We start from the raw sequence: 16,667 nt of genomic DNA on the forward strand, positions 1-16,667 counted from the left end.
AGGAAGAGGTGTCGCTCCGCGACTTGGCAACCTCCCACCTCCCCTCTGGGGGAGAGGTCGACGCGTAGCGTCGGGTGAGGGGGCCTTCCCTCTGCCCCCTAAAACCGCCTCGCAATCTCCGGCGACATCCGCTCTGCGCCCCAGGGCGGATCATAGGTCAGCTCCACGTTCACCTCCTTCACCCCCGGCACCGCGCTGACGCAGGCCTCCACCGCCTCGCGAATGAACCCCGTCGCGGGACAAAAGCGCGTCGTCGTGGTCATGATCACCTCGACAACGCCATCGCGCCTGATCTCGATGTCATAGATCAGGCCCAGATCGACGATATTGTGGCCCAGCTCCGGATCGATCACCGTGCGCAGCGCCGCCCTTATGTCGGCTTCGAGCTCCATGGTCGGGGGAAAACTCATTTCCGCACACCCACCCGCACCATCAGCCGATAGGCATCACCCGTCTCGTCAAAATCCCCCACCCATGCATGGCCGCGGGCCTGCAATTCGGGGAACAGGAACACCGGCTCCCGCCCCAATAGCGCAAACAGCACGTGCCCCTCATCCATGGTTTCGAGACGCCCCAGAATTTCGACCATGGGCTGGGGCGCATCAAGATCGGTGCAGTCGAGATAGTGCGTCGGGTCGCCCCAGCTGTCGGGATTTTCGGGCGAGGACAAGGCTGCCCTTTCGGCCTCGCCGACAGGGGTAAAAACCACCTGCCAGTCACCATCCTCAAGCGGGCTTGCCTCATAGCCAAAGCCCTTCGTCTCCATCACCCGAAACAGCGGTACCGGCTTGAAGGTCGCAAACAGCTTGAAACTCTGCCCGGGCGCCAGACTATTGACTGCCGCCATGATGGCGCCAAACGGCTCCCCGCCATTTCTGAGGATCGGCCGGACATCGAGTTCGAGAGCATCGCTCATATAAATCTCCTTGGTTCCCGTGCGGGCAGGAAGAGGCGCGGCCTTTCCTGTCCCTGCCATGGCGAAGGCAGGTCGATGAGCCGCCGCGCCCGGTAAAACTGACCGATCAAGAATAGGACCGATACCAATTGCAGCCCCATGGCGGCGCGCGTCGCCAGCGGCATTTCCGCCAGGAGCGCCAGCGCACCGACGACGATCGCCGCGAAATAGACGCCGAACCAGATCCGCGCCCGCCCCTCGGCCACCAGATCCTGCACCCGCGGCGTCGGCTTTCGTCCCATCACCGGCGCAAAGCATTCAAGCCAGGTGAGAAACGGAATGATCTTGTAGAGCATGGCAAGCCCGAGCCCGGAAAGCCAGCCCAGCACCAGCACATAGACCGCCGCCCCGATTGCCGCCTCGGTCCCCTGCCACAGCCCAAAACCCAGCATCACCGCACCCAGCGCCAGCATCCCGAAAGCCCCCAGCGCCGAGAGCATATGCAGTTCCACCGCCTTGCGTCGCCGCGCCCGGTAGAGAACGGCAATATCGCCCAGATAGGCCACCACGGTCACCGCAGCCGCAATACCGGCCACCACCAGGACGATCGGCAAGGAAGTGTTGAGCGCGAGCAAGAGGCCCAGCGCCATGCAGAGCCCCGCCAGCGCCACAAATGCCGAACCGAAGACCAGCATGGGCCAGGCGCCCTTGCGCTCGGGCGCAATGAGAAACATCGACACCAGCCGATAGCTGACCCCCATGGCCGCCAGCGTCAGCCAGCCACCAAGCCCGAACCCGGCATGCAGCGACACCCCATGGGTCACCAGCGCCACCGAGAATTCGCCCCCCACCAATCCGGCAAGCGCCCCCGCCAGCGTCTCCCCGATCAGCGCCGTCACCAGGACGCTCATCAGCGCTACCGCGACGAACGCCGCCGGCAGCGGCAATGTCTCGGCCCGCAACAGCGTCGCAAACAGCACGAATGCGGCAACCCCAAACCCCGAAATCAGCAGCAAGCCGCCAACGGGAAGCATTTCGCTGGCAAAACCATCCCACCCATCGAGCCCGGCAAATCCCGACAGGAGAAACAACAGCCCCGACACCACCAGAACCAGCGCCAGCGGTGTCAGCCGCGCATGCGCCAGTTCCCGCCCCACCAGCACCGGCAAAAACTGAAACAGCGCGCCGAGCATCAGCAGCGTCAGCCAGCCAATGGCCAGCAGATGCACCACGATCAGCGTCCGCGGCGCCGCAAGACCATCACTCGGAAATCCGAACCCGCTCACCAACAAAGCCAGCGCGGCTACCAGCGCCACCAGCGCGCAGCCAAAATAGGCAAGGGTCCACCGTGATATCGTCGCCATCTGCATCTTGATCGCTCCCTGGAGAACGAAGCCGGCCGCTCGACCGACCGGCTCATTCGACCCTCAGGCCGCCTCGGCGCGGCCCAGCTGCACGCGCCAGACTTCCGGACCGGTTTCGAGATAGGTCCAGGAGAACTGACCGGGATATTCGGCCTGCAATTGATAGTGCAGCGGGCGCGGATCGTGATCGTTGATGATCACAAAGCTGTCGCCCACGGCCAGGCCATTGGCCATGGAAAAGATCTTGGGATGCCGCTCGCGCGGGGTGATCTCGCGCACATCGATGAAGGGAAGGGTTTCTTCGCCCATTTGCCTCTCCGCGCCGCCAGACAAAATCAGTGTCCCGGGACGACGGCGAGCCCCGGCATGGTCGGACCCTAGTCCCCCTCCTGCCACACGCACTTTGTCGCCGCGCAAACTCCGCCGGGTTTGTCGCTCGCGCAAACTCGGTGGGTTTACGCAGATTTCCCGCCCCTTGTTTGACCCAGATCAAAGAAGCCCCGCGCCCATCCGCTAGGCACAGGAGTGCGGCTTTCCGCGCGGCAAACCGGTTGGGGGTTTCAATCAATGCTGGCAGACTTCACTCGCGGCGAGCGCACAGGCGCACTCGTCATTCTGGGAACCATGGTGGTGCTCGGCCTCGCCATGGCCATCGCCGGTCGCCACGACCTCCTCGGCATTCACGGCTGGATCGTCTTCGGCATCTCCTTGGCCCTGACCTTCGGCGCCATCCGCCAGCTCGACCTGCCCGAGCCCTCCCCCGAACGCCTCTCCGAATATTATGACGCCCCCACCCGCACCGGCCTCATCCTGACGCTGATCTGGGGCGTCGTCGGCATGGGCGCCGGCTTCTGGGTCGCCGCTCTCCTCGCCTGGCCCGAAATGACCTTTGACGTCTCCTGGCTCAGCTGGGGGCGCCTGCGCCCCATCCACACCTCGGGCGTCATCTTCGGCTTTGGCGGCAATGCCCTCATCGCCACCTCGCTGCACGTCCTGCAGCGCACCACCCGCGCGCGCCTCCCCGATGCGCTGAGCCCCTGGTTCGTGCTGATCGGCTACAATCTCTTCTGCATCATCGCCGCCAGCGGCTACCTCATGGGCCTCACCCAGTCCAAGGAATATGCCGAGCCCGAATGGTATGCCGATATCTGGCTGGTCGTCGTCTGGGTCGTCTACTTCTTCATCTACATGCGCACCCTCGCCCGCCGGAAAGAGCCGCATATCTATGTGGCCAACTGGTACTACATGGCCTTCATCCTGGTCGTGGCGATCCTGCACATCGTCAACAACCTCGCCGTCCCTGTCTCCTTCGGCTCGGCCAAGTCCTACTCGCTCTTCGCCGGCGTTCAGGATGCCATGACCCAATGGTGGTACGGCCACAATGCCGTGGCCTTCTTCCTCACCGCGGGCTTCCTGGGCATGATGTACTACTATCTCCCCAAGCGCGCCGGCCGCCCGATCTTCTCCTATCGGATGTCGATCATCTCCTTCTGGGGCATCACCTTCATGTATATGTGGGCGGGCTCGCACCACCTGCATTACACGGCCCTCCCCCATTGGGTGCAAACCCTCGGCATGGCCTTCTCTGTCGTGCTCCTGGTGCCAAGCTGGGCCTCGGCCGGCAATGCCCTCCTCACCCTCAACGGCGCCTGGCACAAGGTGCGCGACGACGCCGTGCTGCGCTTCATGGCCCTTGCCGCGATCTTTTACGGCATCACCACGTTTGAAGGCTCGTTCATGGCCATCCGCGCGGTGAACTCCCTCAGCCACTATACCGACTGGACCGTGGGCCACGTCCATGCCGGCGCGCTCGGCTGGGTCGCCATGATCACCTTCGGCTCGCTCTATTCGCTGGTTCCCTCCATGTTCAAGCGCGAGCGCATCTACTCGCAGAAGCTGGTGGAAGTGCACTTCTGGCTCGCCCTCTCCGGCACCGTCATCTACGTCTTCGCCATGTGGAATTCGGGCGTCATCCAGGGCCTGATGTGGCGCACCTATGACGAGACGGGAACGCTGAGCTACTCGTTCATCGACAGCCTCGTAGCCATGCATCCCTACTACATCGCCCGCGCCTTCGGTGGCCTCCTGTTCCTCCTCGGCGCCCTTACCGCCCTTTTCAACGTCATCATGACCATCCGCATGCCCGCCATCGGCATGGCGCCCGAAGCCAGGGGTGATCTGCCCGCCGAACCCGTCATGCAGGCTGGAGAGTAATCCGATGTTTGGTTTCCACTATCGTCTCGAACGCAGCGCCATCGGCCTCGTCGCCTTCATCGTCATCGTCGCCTCCATCGGCGGCCTCATCGAGATCGCCCCCTCTTCACCATCGACGAGACGGTGGAGAAGGCCGAGGACATGCGCGTCTACACCCCTCTCGAAGTTGCCGGCCGCAATATCTACCTGCGCGAAGGGTGCTATGCCTGCCACAGCCAGATGATCCGGACCCTGCGCGACGAAGTCGATCGCTACGGTCCCTATTCGCTGGCCGTCGAGTCGAGCTACGACCACCCCCAGCTCTGGGGCTCCAAGCGCACCGGCCCCGACCTCGCCCGCCTCGGCAATAAATATTCCGACGCCTGGCACGTCACCCACATGAACAATCCGCGCGACGTGGTCCCCGAATCCGTCATGCCCGCCTATCGCTGGCTGCTGCGTGACCAACTGAAAACCGAAGACCTCGGCGATCACCTCCGCGCCATGCGGGCGGTCGGGGTGCCCTATACCGACGAGCAGATCCAGTTCGCCGCCCAGGACGCCTATGGCCAGGCCAATCCCGATAGCCCGGAAGCATCAGGCGTCGCCGAACGCTACGGCGAGGCCACCAATATCCGCACCTTCGATGGTCGCACCGGTCCCCTCACCGACATGGATGCGCTCGTCGCATACCTGCAAATGCTCGGCACCCTCACCGACGTCGCCCACACGTCTGAAACCGCAGAGGTGGAATAATGCCTTTCGATCATGAAGCTGTTGTCGGCTTCGCCAAATCCTTCGGTCTCTTCTACCTCCTCGGCCTCAGCGCCATCTGCCTTGCCTGGACCTATTGGCCCTCCAACAAGAAGGGCTTTGACGAAGCGGCAAAAATGCCCGTGCTCGAAGAGGAGGATCGGCCATGGCGCTGAAGGAACGCGACGAATTTTCGGGCCAGCTGACCACCGGCCACGAATGGAACGGCATCAAGGAACTCAACACCCCGGTTCCAAAACTGCTCTGGGCCTTCCTCATCACCATGGCCCTGTTCGGCCTCGTTTGGACCGTGCTCATGCCCTCCTGGCCGGGCATCAACGGCTATTTCCGCGGCCTGCTCGGTGCCGACCAGCATCAGGCCGTGCAACAGACCCTGGCCGAAGCCAATGCCGAACGCGCCGTCTGGGCTGATCGTCTCGCGACCGAGGACCTCGCCGCCCTCCAGGCCGACGAAGCCATCATGAATGTCGTGCGCTCGGCCGGCCCCGCGCTCTTCGTCGACAATTGCGCCGCCTGCCACGGCCCCTCGGCCACCGGCAATGTCGGCTATCCCAATATCGCCGAGGCCCCGATGATGTGGGGTTCGGATCCAGACACCGTCGCCGAAACCATTCGCGTCGGCATCAATGCCAACCATCCCGAAACGCGCTTTGCGCAGATGCTCGCCTTCGGCAAGGACCAGATGCTGGCCGGCGAAGAAATTTCGCAGCTGGCCGACTACCTCGTTTCGATCAGCGCCGGACCGGCCCTGCCCGAAGACCAGCGCCTGGCCGCCAATGACCTCTTCCTCAACAACTGCGCCGGCTGCCACGGCGAAGACGCTGCAGGCATGGTCGAGTCGGGCGCGCCAAACCTCACCGACACCTTCTGGACCTATGCCGGCGACCGCTCGACCATCCGCCAGTCGATCTACAACGGCCGCCAGGGCACGATGCCCGCCTGGGAGGGCCGCCTGTCGACGGCCCAGATCCGCATGCTGGCCCTCTATGTCCTCGACCTGAGGACCGCAACGCCATGAGCACGTCCGGCCCCGATACGATGAGCCAAACCCCAACCCGGCGGCGCCTGCCGCTGGGCTGGATCACCGGCCTTGCCATCGTGGCCGTGCTGCTCCTCGCCAACGCCCACCTCGTCTACGTCGCCTTCACCTCCCAACCCGCCTGCGTCGCCCACCTCAAGGCGCCCGACGGCACACCAGACCATTTTCGCGCCGCCAAATCGGGCTGCTGACCAGATCGGAAGAGCCATGACCCACACCGTCGACATCCTTCCCCCGCACGAACCGGCCATCCCCCGCGCCGTCGACCATAACCGCCACTTGCCCGCGAGCGCCCCCTTCGCCTGGCTCGCCGCCGGCTGGCGCGATCTCTGGACCAATCCGCTCCCGAGCCTTGCCATCGGCCTCGGCGTGACCCTGGTTTCCTACGCCATCATCTACGCCATGTTCCTCTATGGCTGGGCCCAGATCCTTTTCCCCGCCCTCGCCGGCTTCCTCGTCGTCGGCCCGCTGCTGGCCACCGGCCTCTATGTCAAAAGCCGCAGCCTCTCGGCCGGCAAGAAAATCTCCCTCCGCGCCATGCTCTTCCCGCGCGGCGGCATGCATCTTTTCTTCGTCGGCGCCGTGCTCATGACCCTCATGCTGGTCTGGGTTCGCGCCGCCGTGCTGCTCTATGCGCTCTTCTTCGGCTGGCGCCCCTTTCCGGGCTTTGACCAGATTCCGCAAATGCTGCTCACCACTGCTCCCGGCCTGTCGCTGCTCCTCGTAGGCACGGCGGTCGGGGGCCTCTTTGCCGCCTTCGCCTTCGCCATCGGCGCCTTCTCCATTCCGCTGGTGCTCGACCGCCACCGCGATGCTTTCACCGCCATGGCCCTGTCGCTCTCCTTCGTCACCAACAACATCCCCGCCACCCTGATCTGGGCCGCCCTCGTCGTCGGTCTCGTGCTCCTGAGCCTTGCCACGGGTTTTCTCGCGCTCATCGTCATCTTCCCCCTCCTCGGCCACGCCACCGGCACGCCTACATGGCCGTCAGGGGGGAATAGTCCCATGACCGGGCACCCAACCCTCTCCCCGCGCACCACGTCATTCCCGCGAAAGCGGGAATCCCTGGCCGCGCAGGTGGAGCAGCTCGGCTGGGGCCTCCGCCATCCACGGTGTCATCCCCGCGCCAGCGAGGACCTCCGTTTCCAAGCCGGCATGACACCGGACACAAGCAACAACAAAACTGCCCTTGGGCTTGCCCCGAGGGCCAACGCGCGAGTGTTGGGGGCTTCCGCGTGCTGGGAGGCTGGCCTTCGGGTCAAGCCCAAGGGCAGTTTTGCAACGCCGGCCCGCACCGTCGTCTTCGCCCCTGCATCCACCTCCGTAGGCGCTATTGGCTTCGGGCTTTTGGGCCCCCTCAGAACACACGGTGCCATTCCCGCGAACGCGGGAATCTCCGTTTTCGCACGAAGAGATTCCCGCTTTCGCGGGAATGACGCGGTGGGAATACCAAAGCTCAGAGCAAAGACGCCCACCCCCATCTCCGCCCCTGCATCCACCTCCGCAGGCGCTGTTGGCTTCGGGCTTTTGGGCCCCCTCAAAACACACGGTGTCATTCCCGCGAAAGCGGGAATCTCCGTTTCCGCGCAGAGAGATTCCCGCTTTCGCGGGAATGACGCTGTGGGAATAGCGAAGCTCAAGGTAAACACGCCCACCCCCATCCCCGCCCCCACATCCACCTCCGCAGGCGCTATTGACCTCAGGCTTTTTGGGGCCCCCAAAACACGCGGTGCCATCCCCGCGAAGACAGGAATCTCCGCTTTCGCACGAAGAGATTCCCGCTTTCGCGGGAATGACGCGGTGGGAATTGCAAAGCTCAATGTAGACACGCCCACCCCCATCTCCGCCCCTGCATCCACCCCCGCAGGCGCTATTGACCTCAGGCTTTTTGGGCCCCTCAAAACACACGGTGCCATTCCCGCGAAAGCGGGATTCTCCGTTTCCGCGCAGAGAGATTCCCGCTTTCGCGGGAATGACGCGGTGGGAATAGCGAAGCTCAAGGTAAACGCGCCCACCCCCGTCTCCGCCCCTGCGTCCACCTCCGCTGGCGCTATTGACCTCAGACCTTTGGGACCCCTCAAAACACACGGTGCCATTCCCGCGAAGCCGGGAATCTCCGTTTTCGCGCGAAGCGATTCCGCCTTCGCGGGAATGACGCGATGGGATTGGCAAAGCTCAAAGTAAATACGCCCATCTCCGCTCCCACCCGTCCCCCTGCGCCTGCCACCGCCATCCCCACACTCTCCCCTCTCCCCGCCCCCCAACGGCCGATGCCCCTCGCGCGCCAAAACGCTCCCGCAGAAAGCGTCCTCCCATGACCTGCTGCGCCCCACCCCCCGCTTTCGCCGAAGCCCTTGCTGGCGGCCCCAATCGCGGCCCATCCGCCAACGAAGTACGCCTCGCCAGCCGCCCCCTTGGCGACAATCTCCGCCAGTCCGAATTTTCCGTGCCCGCCATTCATTGCGGCGCCTGCATCCGCACCATCGAAACCGCGCTCGACGCCATGCCGGAGGTCGTCTCCTCCCGCGTCAATCTTTCGAGCAAGCGCGTCACCGTCCGCTGGCGCGACGATGGAGCAACCACCCCGCCCATGGTTCGCCGCATGGTGGACCTCGGCTACGAGCCCAACCTCTTCTCGCTCGAAGAAGCCGGCAAGGATGCCGGCCTTTCCGCGCTCATCCGCGCCCTCGCCGTCGCCGCCTTCTGCTCGATGAACATCATGATGTTCTCGGGCTCAGTCTGGTCCGGCGCCGATGCGGCAACGCGCGATCTCCTGCACTGGATTTGCGCCGGCCTCACCCTGCCTGCGCTCCTCTATTCCGGCCGCACCTTCTACCAGTCCGCCTGGACGGCGCTGCGCTCCGGCCGCACCAATATGGACGTGCCGATCACCGTGGGCATCGCCCTCGCCTTCGCCCTCAGTCTCTACGACACCATCTATTCCGGCGACCGCGTCTATTACGACGCCGTCGCTTCGCTGATTTTCTTCCTCCTCATCGGCCGCACCCTGGACCACGCCATGCGCGAGCGCGCCCGTACCGCCGTAAAAAGCCTTGCTCGCCTCGCCCCCGCCGGCGCCCTGGTGCTCGATGGCCCCACCGGCCCCGCCTATCTGCCCCTCGCCGATATCGCCACCGGCAGCACCATCTCCGTCGCATCAGGCGAACGCATTCCCCTCGATGGCCATATTCTGACCGGCGAAAGCAGTCTCGACCGGAGCCTCCTCACCGGCGAAAGCCTTGCCGAACCCGTCGGCCCCGGCCAAACCGTCCCCGCCGGCGCCCTCAATCTTTCGGGCCCCCTGACCCTCAAGACCACCGCCGACGAACGGGGCTCCACCCTCCACCGCCTCGTGCAATTGCTCGACGACGCCGAATCCACCCGCAACCGCTATCGCCGCATCGCCGATCGCGCCGCCGCCTGGTATTCGCCCGTCGTCCACCTTGCCGCCGCCCTGGCCTTCATCGGCTGGATGCTCTTCAACGGCGACCTTCACAACGCCACCACCGTCGCCATCGCCGTTCTCATCATCACCTGCCCCTGCGCCCTCGGCCTCGCCGTGCCCATGGTACAGGTCGTCGCCGCCCGCCGCCTCTTCGAAGCCGGCGTCATGGTCAAAGACGGCTCCGCCCTCGAACGACTCGCCGATGTCGACACCGTAGTCTTCGACAAGACCGGCACGCTCACCACCGGCCTCGCCACCCCCACCGCCCTTTCAGGCAGCAGCGCTGACATCGCCCTCGCCGCCAGTCTCGCCGCCCGCTCGCGCCACCCCTATTCCATCGCCATTGCCCGCGCCTTCGCCAACGACACTCCACCCATTTGGCTCAATCCGGTCGAACATGCTGGCCTCGGCATTGAAGCCCATCTCAATGGCCAAACCTACCGCCTCGGTCGCCCCGGCTGGTCGGGGCCGGAAACCGAAAATTCCGGTACGATTTTCTCGGTGAACGGCAAGATCCTCGCCGCCTTCGCCTTTGAGGACGATTTGCGCCCCAATGCGGCGCTCAGTGCTAACAGTCTGCTAACCAATAACCACCTCGAAGTGCTCTCCGGTGACCGTCCCGAGATCGTCGCAAAACTCGCCGAAAAACTTGGCATTTCCGGCCGCGGCGGCCTGCTGCCCGATCAAAAACTCCATCGCATCACCGAACTCGAAACCGAAAACCACCACGTCCTGATGGTCGGCGACGGGCTCAACGACACGCCCGCCATGGTCCGCGCCCATGTCTCCATGGCCCCCGCCAGCGCCGTCGACATCGGCCGCAATGCCGCCGATTTCGTCTTTCTGCGCAATGACTTGATGGCCGTCCCCCAGACCATCTCGGTCGCCCGCGAAGCCCGCAAACTGGTGAAGCAAAACCTCGTCCTGGCGCTGCTTTACAACGCCATTGCCCTGCCCATCGCCATTGCCGGCCTCGTCAATCCCTTCCTTGCCGCGGTCGCCATGTCGGCCTCGTCCGTCGTCGTCGTCCTCAACGCCCTCCGCCTCGGCTGGCACCCCTTTACCAAAGGCGCCCGGCCATGAGTGACTTCTTCTATCTCATTCCAATTTCTATCATTTTGGGTTTCGCCGGCCTCGTCATCTTCCTCTGGACCCTGCGCGACGGCCAATACGAAGACCTCGACGGCGCCTCCGAGCGCATCCTCTATGACGAAGACCGCCCGCGCTCCGATCGCCCGCTTTGATCCTGCTCAAAAGCGACGCAATCCCAATCGGTTAGAGTGCGGCCAACATTTTCCCGAGGGGCAAAGTCATGAGCTTGCCGATCCACGCCTTGAACCGCTGCTACACCGACCTGCTCGGCATTTGCGACGCCCTCGAAGCGGTAGCCGATGGCCTGCCCAACAATGTCTCGGCGACGCAGTGCACAGAGCTAGCCACTGAAATCGTTGACCTTTTGGCTCTCACCCACCGCGAAGAAGAAGCCGTCCTGCTTCCCTTTCTCGCGTCCTCCCCCGCCCCGAACTGCGCCACCTGGCCCGGCGGCTCCGCGAAGAACACGACTATGACGACGACGCCGTGATCGAAGTCCGTGAAGCCCTCCTCGCCCTCGCCGCGCGGCATCCGCTCCAATCGGCAGACGCGACCGGCTACCTGCTGCGCTCCTTCTTTGAAAGCCTCAGGCGCCACGTCCGAGCCGAGCAGGATCTTCTCGCCATTTTCACCGATCTCACGCCACCGGGCGGAACGCTCAATTGACCCAGTTCATTGTTTCGCTTGCGGTTTTTCTGGCTCTTCACTCAGTTCCGGCCATCCCTGCCATTCGCCAGCGCTTTATCCGCATCCTGGGCCGGCGCCCCTATCTGGTGCTCTACTCCCTTGCTTCCCTGGCCGCGCTTGCCTGGGTTTTTCACGCCGCTTTCCAACTCGACTATGTCGAACTCTGGCCGCCAAGTGCCTGGCAGGCCTGGTTTCCTCTGACTTTATCCCCGGTGGCTTTTTTTCCTGCTAATCTCGGGACTATTCAGCGCCAACCCGGTTTCGGTGACGTTCCGGCGCGGCGACACAAAACCCGGCGCCGTGGTCTCGATCACCCGCCATCCCGTCCTCTGGGGCTTCCTGCTCTGGGCCGCGGGACACATCGTGGCCAATGGCGACCTGCGCAGCCTCATGCTGTTCGGGTGTTTTGCGCTTTTTGCTCTCTTCGGCATGGTCATGGCGGAGCGCCGGAACGGGTCCAACCCGCTCAACGCTTCGACCTCGATCATCCCCTTTGCCGCCATCGCGCAAGGCAGAGCACGTTTCGGCATCGATCCGGCGATGATCCTTGCCCTGGCTCTCACCGCTGCCCTCAGTGCATGGCTGCTACTCGGCGGACACGCAGCACTATTCGGCGCTGATCCACTAGCAATGACAAGTACTTAGGCGAAGCGAGATCACGACGACAAACATATTCGCACCTCTTTGACCAGGATCAAGGAAGCAACCAGCAATAGTGGCGAAAAGGGCATCAACGGGAACGAAGAGATCGCTCCCAGGTTCAGGAGACCAAAATGAACATGCCCAAGATCGCAGCGGCCATGGCTCTTCTCGCATTCGTTGTAACACCCGCCTTCGCCGCCAATTTCGAAGTGCATATGCTGAACAAGGGCGAAGCCGGCACCATGGTTTTCGAGCCCGCCCTCACCCAGGTCGCCGTCGGCGACACCGTGACCTTTGTCCCCACCGACAAGGGCCATAATGCCGAAACCATCAAGGACGTCCTGCCCGAAGGCGCCGAGGCGTTCAAGGGGGCCCTGGGCAAGGAAGTCGTGGTGACTTTCACCGTGGAAGGCGTTTACGGCATCAAATGTGCCCCCCATCTGGGCATGGGCATGGTTGCCGCCGTTGTCGTCGGTGCACCAACCAACCTCGACGCCGCAAAGGCCGTCAAACTCCCCACCAAGGCCGCCGAACGCTTCACCGCAGCACTCGAAGGCATTGGCAAGTAGTTGTCTGACAAATTTCGCGCCAAGTTCGGCGCGACCAATGCTCAAATTAGTAAGAACCCCGCCACTGGCGGGGTTTTTCTATTGCATCCAGTCGCAACCTTGTTGACCACAGCCGCAAAAATTACTCATCACCGTTTTGCGGCAGGGGCAAAATATCTCCCCATTAACAAACACCTCTGACATCAACCCAGAATGACGAGGTTGGATAAACCAATTCGTCACCTCGGTGGTGCATATCTGAATGAATCAGAGGCAGCACCATGACGCTTTCGCCTTCCAAAGAGGGCCATTCCGTTTCTGCACAAATCGTCTGGGCCGCGGTGGTTCTGGCGATCTGCCTCGCTGCCGTGGCCATCTTCTCGGTCTCCTGGGCCATGGGACGCATCGATGATCGCGCCCTTGGCGAGCAGAGACAGACCATCGAGGCTGCACTCTTCGAAGCAAGGGCACGCCTGGCAGCCGACCAGGCCGCCACCACGGTCACCCCTGGCGAAGTAGCCATAGAAACGGACGAGCTCGACCGTCGCCTGACGACCGCGCTTGGACACGACCGCGCCTATATCCTTGCGCCCGATGGCAAGGTGCTGCGTGCCTCTGTCGATGGCCGCTACGCCGGCAAGATATTCACCCTGGCCGACTCCTTCGTCCTGCAACCGATCATCGATCGCCTACGCCTGCGGATCGCCAGGGCAGCCTTCGATGACCCAAGCCTGCGCTCCGCCGATGCCGCGGGTATCCTGGCGCTGCGAACGGTGGGCTTCGCCGATAGCGGACAAGGCTTCGTCAGCATTCGTCCCATGGATTCACTTGGCGACGGCAGCACTAGCAACCCCACCGATGACCACCTGCTCATCTCGATCAAGCTGATCGACCAGACGATGCTGCAGGACATTGGAAAGCAATTTGGCATCGCCAATATACGTCGCGTCGCCCATCCCAACTCCGCCGTCTGGCTCCCGATACTCAACCGGGAAGGCGATATCCTGACCTATCTGGCCTGGACACCGTCCAAGCCGGCGCAAGCATTGCTGGGCGAGGCTGCGCCTGCGCTTGCCGTCCTGTTGCTGATGGTAGGCTTGGCCATGGCTGCGCTACTGGTGTGGCTCCGCCGAACATCCCTTACGATGGAAGCAAGCCGCGCCCACGCCACCTACTTCGCCTTGCACGATCCCCTGACCGGATTGGCCAACCGAGCGCTCTTTGAAACGCGCCTCAAGGAGGCGAAGGACTACGAGTTCCTGGCCGAAACCAAGGTGCTGCTGATCTCGGTGGACATCGACCGCTTCAAGGAAATCAATGATTCATGGGGACACGCTGCAGGCGACCAGTTGCTGCGCGAAGTGGCCAAGCGCCTGATGATCGAAATGCCGGAAGAAGCAACCGTTGCCCGCCTCGGCGGCGATGAATTCGCCATCATCCATCCCGGCATTCTGAGCGAAGGCCAGGCACGATGGATTTGCCAGCGGCTCATTCAATCCATCAGGACGCCCCTGACCGTCGGCAGCGATCGGGTCGATGTGACGCTGAGCCTCGGTGCCGCTCTCGAAAAAGGAAACGAGGTGACGCCGGAGGAAATCTTGCGGCGCGCTGACGTTGCTCTTTATGCAGCAAAACTTGCCGGGCGCGACGGTTTCGCGCTCTATAACCCGGAAATGGACCGCGAAAAGCGCGAGCGGCGGACGCTCGAAGTCGAACTGCGCAATGCGCTCCTGACCGGCGACGGTCTGCACCTTGTTTACCAGCCCATCTATGCGAGCCAGAATGGCAGGATAGCGGGCGCCGAAGCGCTCATCCGCTGGATGCACCCCACTCGCGGCCTGCTCTCCCCTGACCATTTCATCGCTCTCGCCGAAGAATGCGACATCATCGATACTCTCGGCGAATGGGTTCTGCGCGAGGCCTGTCGCTTCGCCGTATCCTCTGATCTGCCCCGGATCGCGGTGAATGTCTCACCGATCCAGTTTCAAAATGCCCGGCTTGCCGAACGCATCCTGGCAATTCTGGCCGAAACGGGCCTGACGCCGGATCGCCTGGAAGTGGAAATCACCGAAGGCGTCCTGCTGCAGAACTCCTCCCAGACCCAGGAAACTCTCGGCACGCTGCGGCAAGCCGGTGTCAGCGTCGCGCTTGACGATTTCGGCACGGGCTATGCGTCGATCAGCTATCTGCGCAGCTATGCCGTCGACAAGCTCAAGATCGACAAGTCCTATTCCCAACTCGTCGACGCCGACCCAGTCGTGGGCCACATCGTTCGCCTGATCGTCGAAACGGCGCGCGCGCTCGGCATGTCCGTCACCGCAGAGGGCGTCGAGAACCGGGGCCAACGCCGCAAGTTAACCTCCATGGGCTGCACCTACCTGCAGGGCTATCTCTTTGCCCGCCCGCTTGTACCCGACGATATGCGAGACGCCCTCTCCCGGGATTCGCGGGACGGCACGGACCAGAAGTTCGGTTGAGGCCCGTGACAGGGCTTCACGCAAAGGTCACGCACAACGCATAAGCGCTTCTCCCAAGCACATCATGCGGCCGGCGAGCCGGATTGAGTTCCTTCGCCTATGCATTACGTATAGACGCAGCAGGGGTCGGGGAGCATTGCTATGCGCATCACCATGATAGGCAGCGGCTATGTTGGCCTTGTCAGCGGCGCCTGTTTCGCCGATTTCGGCCATGACGTCACTTGCGTTGACCTCAACGAGCAGAAGATCGCCGCCCTCAATGCAGGCAAGATTCCGATCTTCGAACCCGGTCTCGAAGTGCTTGTCGCCGACAATGTCAAAGCCGGCAGATTGACCTTTACGACGAACCTCGCGCCTGCCGTCGCCAACTCCGACGTGGTGTTCATCGCCGTCGGCACGCCTTCACGTCGCGGCGATGGACATGCCGACCTGTCCTACGTCTACGCCGCAGCCGCCGACATCGCGCGCGCGATCAAGGGCTTTACGGTCGTCGTCACCAAATCCACAGCCCCGGTCGGCACCGGGGACGAGGTCGAACGCATCATCCGCGAAACCAATCCCGCGGCCGATGTGGTCGTCGTGACCAATCCAGAGTTTTTGCGTGAGGGCTCGGCTATCGAGGATTTCAAACGTCCAGATCGCATCGTCGTCGGCCTCGAAGACGAGCGTGCCCGACAGGTGATGACGGATGTATATCGACCGCTCTACCTTAATCAGGCGCCGCTCATGTTCACCGGTCGTCGCACGGCCGAATTGATCAAATATGCCGGCAATGCATTTCTCGCCATGAAGATCACCTTCATCAACGAGATCGCTGACCTCTGCGAACGCACCGGCGCCAATGTGCAGGACGTCGCCCGCGGCATCGGCATGGACAACCGCATTGGCGGCAAATTCCTCAACGCCGGCCCCGGCTATGGCGGCTCGTGCTTTCCCAAGGACACACTGGCCCTGGTTAAGACCGGCCAGGATTTTGACACGCCCCTGCGGCTCGTCGAAACCACCATCGATGTCAACGACCGCCGCAAGCGCGCCATGGGTCGCAAGGTGATCGCCGCTATGGGCGGCAGTGTGCGCGGCAAGACCATCGGCATCCTGGGCCTGACCTTCAAGCCCAACACCGACGACATGCGCGACGCCCCCTCGATCGCCATCATCCAGTCATTGCAGGATGCCGGCGCGAAAATCCGCGCCTATGACCCGGAGGGCATGGAAGCCGCAAAGACGTTCCTCAAGGATGTGGACTACGCCTCGGACGTCTATGACGCGGCTTCAAAAGCCGACGCGCTGGTGCTGATCACCGAATGGAACGCCTTCCGTTCGCTCGACCTGAAGCGGATCGGAGACGCCATGGCGGGCAAGGTGTTCATCGACCTGCGCAATGTCTATCGCCGCAAGGAAGTGGAGACGGCGGGTCTAAACTATGTCAGCATCGGCCGACCGCAGGGCGCAGCAGACACGACGGCACAAGCGGCGGAATAGACCAAGCATAACCGCATTTCATAGACTGT

Annotated in this window: 16 protein-coding genes and 2 pseudogenes; 14 read left to right on the forward strand and 4 right to left on the reverse strand. The window is 63.1% G+C overall.

Features of this window, described 5'->3' with window-relative positions; translation table 11 throughout:
* Positions 1–98: 98 nt before the first annotated feature.
* Genes NVV77_RS18600 through NVV77_RS18615 form a run of 4 tightly spaced genes read right to left on the reverse strand, consistent with a single transcriptional unit; the run spans position 99 to position 2,568 of the window.
* A complete protein-coding gene (locus NVV77_RS18600; protein WP_295415436.1) occupies positions 99–410 on the reverse strand; it encodes a metal-sulfur cluster assembly factor in 312 nt (103 codons plus the stop codon).
* On the reverse strand, positions 407–916 hold the full coding sequence (locus NVV77_RS18605) for a DUF2249 domain-containing protein (RefSeq protein ID WP_295415437.1): 510 nt from the start codon (positions 914–916) through the stop codon (positions 407–409). Before NVV77_RS18605 ends, NVV77_RS18600 begins: the two co-directional genes overlap by 4 nt.
* The gene (locus NVV77_RS18610) at positions 913–2,265 is read right to left on the reverse strand and encodes a hypothetical protein (protein ID WP_295415438.1); all 1,353 of its coding nucleotides are present in this window, start codon (positions 2,263–2,265) and stop codon (positions 913–915) included. Before NVV77_RS18610 ends, NVV77_RS18605 begins: the two co-directional genes overlap by 4 nt.
* A 57-nt stretch (positions 2,266–2,322) precedes the next feature.
* Entirely contained in the window at positions 2,323–2,568 is a 246-nt protein-coding gene (locus NVV77_RS18615) for a DUF2249 domain-containing protein (protein WP_295415439.1), read from the reverse strand.
* A 258-nt stretch (positions 2,569–2,826) separates the two neighbouring features.
* On the opposite strand from NVV77_RS18615, the gene ccoN reads away from it, so the two are divergent.
* The 14 genes and pseudogenes from ccoN (at position 2,827) to NVV77_RS18685 (ending at position 16,638) form a co-directional block, all read left to right on the forward strand.
* On the forward strand, positions 2,827–4,473 hold the full coding sequence (gene ccoN / locus NVV77_RS18620) for a cytochrome-c oxidase, cbb3-type subunit I (protein WP_295415440.1): 1,647 nt from the start codon (positions 2,827–2,829) through the stop codon (positions 4,471–4,473).
* Between the two features lie 4 nt (positions 4,474–4,477).
* A pseudogene (ccoO, locus tag NVV77_RS18625) lies at positions 4,478–5,208 on the forward strand (cytochrome-c oxidase, cbb3-type subunit II).
* Complete coding sequence (locus NVV77_RS18630) at positions 5,208–5,381, forward strand: cbb3-type cytochrome c oxidase subunit 3 (RefSeq protein ID WP_295415441.1); 174 nt, start codon at positions 5,208–5,210, stop codon at positions 5,379–5,381. The pseudogene ccoO and the gene NVV77_RS18630 overlap by 1 nt, the downstream one beginning before the upstream one ends.
* Positions 5,372–6,244 carry a cytochrome-c oxidase, cbb3-type subunit III gene (gene ccoP / locus NVV77_RS18635; protein ID WP_295415442.1) on the forward strand — a complete coding sequence of 291 codons (873 nt, stop codon included), beginning with the start codon at positions 5,372–5,374 and terminating at the stop codon, positions 6,242–6,244. The genes NVV77_RS18630 and ccoP overlap by 10 nt, the downstream gene beginning before the upstream one ends.
* Before the next feature lie 20 nt (positions 6,245–6,264).
* Entirely contained in the window at positions 6,265–6,456 is a 192-nt protein-coding gene (locus tag NVV77_RS18640; protein WP_295416222.1) for a hypothetical protein, read from the forward strand.
* Between the two features lie 16 nt (positions 6,457–6,472).
* Positions 6,473–8,449 carry a DUF2189 domain-containing protein gene (locus NVV77_RS18645; protein WP_295415443.1) on the forward strand — a complete coding sequence of 659 codons (1,977 nt, stop codon included), beginning with the start codon at positions 6,473–6,475 and terminating at the stop codon, positions 8,447–8,449.
* Between the two features lie 130 nt (positions 8,450–8,579).
* Positions 8,580–10,793 (forward strand): heavy metal translocating P-type ATPase, encoded by a 2,214-nt coding sequence (locus tag NVV77_RS18650; protein ID WP_295415444.1) that lies wholly within the window; start codon positions 8,580–8,582, stop codon positions 10,791–10,793.
* Positions 10,790–10,954 carry a cbb3-type cytochrome oxidase assembly protein CcoS gene (gene ccoS / locus NVV77_RS18655; RefSeq protein ID WP_295415445.1) on the forward strand — a complete coding sequence of 55 codons (165 nt, stop codon included), beginning with the start codon at positions 10,790–10,792 and terminating at the stop codon, positions 10,952–10,954. Before NVV77_RS18650 ends, ccoS begins: the two co-directional genes overlap by 4 nt.
* Positions 10,955–11,022: 68 nt before the next feature.
* Positions 11,023–11,292: a hypothetical protein gene (locus NVV77_RS18660; protein ID WP_295415446.1), complete on the forward strand. Its 270-nt coding sequence runs from the start codon at positions 11,023–11,025 to the stop codon at positions 11,290–11,292.
* Positions 11,244–11,468 (forward strand): hypothetical protein, encoded by a 225-nt coding sequence (locus NVV77_RS18665; protein WP_295416225.1) that lies wholly within the window; start codon positions 11,244–11,246, stop codon positions 11,466–11,468. Before NVV77_RS18660 ends, NVV77_RS18665 begins: the two co-directional genes overlap by 49 nt.
* Positions 11,465–12,134, forward strand: a pseudogene (locus tag NVV77_RS18670) (NnrU family protein). The gene NVV77_RS18665 and the pseudogene NVV77_RS18670 overlap by 4 nt, the downstream one beginning before the upstream one ends.
* Before the next feature lie 134 nt (positions 12,135–12,268).
* Positions 12,269–12,700: a pseudoazurin gene (locus NVV77_RS18675; RefSeq protein WP_295416227.1), complete on the forward strand. Its 432-nt coding sequence runs from the start codon at positions 12,269–12,271 to the stop codon at positions 12,698–12,700.
* 260 nt (positions 12,701–12,960) lie between these two features.
* Positions 12,961–15,156, forward strand: a complete 2,196-nt coding sequence (locus NVV77_RS18680) for a bifunctional diguanylate cyclase/phosphodiesterase (protein WP_295415447.1) — start codon at positions 12,961–12,963, stop codon at positions 15,154–15,156.
* A 141-nt stretch (positions 15,157–15,297) separates the two neighbouring features.
* Complete coding sequence (locus tag NVV77_RS18685) at positions 15,298–16,638, forward strand: UDP-glucose/GDP-mannose dehydrogenase family protein (protein WP_295415448.1); 1,341 nt, start codon at positions 15,298–15,300, stop codon at positions 16,636–16,638.
* Positions 16,639–16,667 lie beyond the last annotated feature (29 nt).

Source organism: Devosia sp., assembly GCF_024707125.1.
Classification (GTDB): domain Bacteria; phylum Pseudomonadota; class Alphaproteobacteria; order Rhizobiales; family Devosiaceae; genus Devosia.